Source organism: Streptococcus ferus DSM 20646 (genome assembly GCF_000372425.1).
Lineage (GTDB): Bacteria > Bacillota > Bacilli > Lactobacillales > Streptococcaceae > Streptococcus > Streptococcus ferus.
The window spans coordinates 1-1,071 of record NZ_AQVD01000012.1 but is presented as its reverse complement, the minus strand read 5'-3'; the positions used below and the strand labels follow the sequence as shown (position 1 = coordinate 1,071).

The 1,071-nt window shown below is 37.6% G+C and carries 1 protein-coding gene and 1 tRNA gene; one reads left to right on the top strand and one right to left on the bottom strand.

Features of this window, described 5'->3' with window-relative positions:
* Window positions 1-13 precede the first annotated feature (13 nt).
* Window positions 14-87 (top strand) — tRNA-Pro (locus tag A3GY_RS0109510).
* Window positions 88-320: 233 nt separating this feature from the next.
* Here A3GY_RS0109510 and A3GY_RS0109505 read toward each other — a convergent pair.
* Complete coding sequence (locus A3GY_RS0109505) at window positions 321-773, bottom strand: anthrone oxygenase family protein (protein WP_018031152.1); 453 nt, start codon at window positions 771-773, stop codon at window positions 321-323.
* Window positions 774-1,071: the final 298 nt, after the last annotated feature.

Sequence of the window (1,071 nt, the reverse complement as noted above, 5' to 3'; positions counted from 1 at the left end):
TTTTTTGGATCATCGGGAAGTAGCTCAGCTTGGTAGAGTACTTGGTTTGGGACCAAGGGGTCGCAGGTTCGAATCCTGTCTTCCCGATGTTTAAGCAACAGAGGTTGCTTTTTATTTTTGTCGTTTTTCTCTCTTCACTTATTGATAAGAAAGAGGTGGATAGTTTTATTTGTCTTTTCCTCTTTTTAGTTATTTCGTGCGAAGATTTTCAATATAATTAGGAGCTCTTGAAGTACAAAACAAAGCCCTATAAGAGCAGCTCAATTTAACACTGTCTTATAGGGCTTATATTTCTGTAAGATTTTTCTCTTTTGAAAATGTTATCCTAAGATACCTAATATTGCTAAGGTTAATGATAATAAACAGGCTAGGTACCTCAAGGTATTAAATCGAGTCCAATTTTTTAGGTAGTCTTGCCAATAACTTCCCTTGTCGCTGGCTTCTAGTCGGTTATTCATGGGAACATTAGCAAGGATAGTGACTAGGAAAACGCCTAGAAAATAGGTCAGTAAACTTGCTAGTATCCATAATCCAGCACTATTCTTATTTGCTGACAGGTGATACCAAGAAAGAATGCTGCCCAATAAAAGAGGACCAGCGAAGATGGAAAGGAAGATTGGATTTTGAATGACTCGGTTAATTTGTCGCATTGCGGAAGTAGCTGACTCTTTCCCTAAATCATTTAGCGCTGCCATAATTGTATTGGAGAATACAAAATAAAGCCCAGCCGAGAGAGATAATGTGAGCAAATATATTAACAATAAAATATCCATCGCTTGTCCTTCTTTCAGATACTCCGTTACCATTTTGGATGTTTATTTTGGCAGTTTGCCTGTTTCAGTTTGTCATAAATTTAATTGAGTACAATTGTAGCATAAATTGATTTTACAATCTAGTTAGCAATCGGTACGAGCAAACTTTTTTGAGACTTATTGCTTCAATGAAAAGCTGCGTTAAAAAATCAAATGGTTTTGTATTAAGCCCTAGAACGCCTGAAGTAGTTGGGGGTTGCCCCCTGTGAGATAGGGTAGTTGCTTAGCCAGAATCCGGCATAGCTCAGTTGGTAGTAGC

Excerpts from the sequence above, each read along its gene's own strand:
- A3GY_RS0109505 (WP_018031152.1), bottom strand. The coding sequence starts at position 773 with ATGGATATTTTATTGTTAATATATTTGCTCACATTATCTCTCTCGGCT.